The organism is Streptomyces cyaneofuscatus, from assembly GCF_000718135.1.
In the GTDB taxonomy this organism is placed as follows: domain Bacteria; phylum Actinomycetota; class Actinomycetes; order Streptomycetales; family Streptomycetaceae; genus Streptomyces; species Streptomyces cyaneofuscatus.
Genome location: NZ_JOEM01000089.1, coordinates 1 through 405, shown reverse-complemented (window position 1 = coordinate 405; position 405 = coordinate 1). Strand labels below are relative to the sequence as shown.

The following is a 405-nucleotide window of genomic DNA, read 5'->3' as shown; positions in this document are numbered from 1 at the left end:
CAACGGACGCCCCACCGTCGCATCGAACGAACCATCCGACGCAAACACCACCCGGCCATGCGTCGCATGAATCGCCGTCTCCGTAATCCCATACATGTTCACCAACCGGGTCTCTCGGACATCCGGCTCTCGGCCCAGCGGGAAGAGCGCCGAGGCGGGAATGGTCGTCAGTTCCTCGCCCGCGCTGAACAGGATTGCAGCACCCCCAGCAGGACTTCCGGGCTGCGGGTCACCTCCCGGGGCAGGATCACCAGCCGGCCACCGTGCGCCAGCGCGCCCCACACTTCCCAGACGGACACGTCGAAGGAGTAGGAATGGAACAGGGTCCATACATCCTCCGGCCCCAGGCCGTACTCCTTCACCCCATGCGTGAACAGCCGAACCACATTGCGATGTTCGATCACC

1 protein-coding gene is annotated in these 405 nt (G+C 64.4%); it reads right to left on the bottom strand.

The window, feature by feature from the left end; translation table 11 throughout:
* Positions 1–167 precede the first annotated feature (167 nt).
* On the bottom strand, positions 168–405 hold a 238-nt coding region (locus tag IF17_RS01000000136945), incomplete at its 5' end, for an AMP-binding protein (protein WP_032773209.1).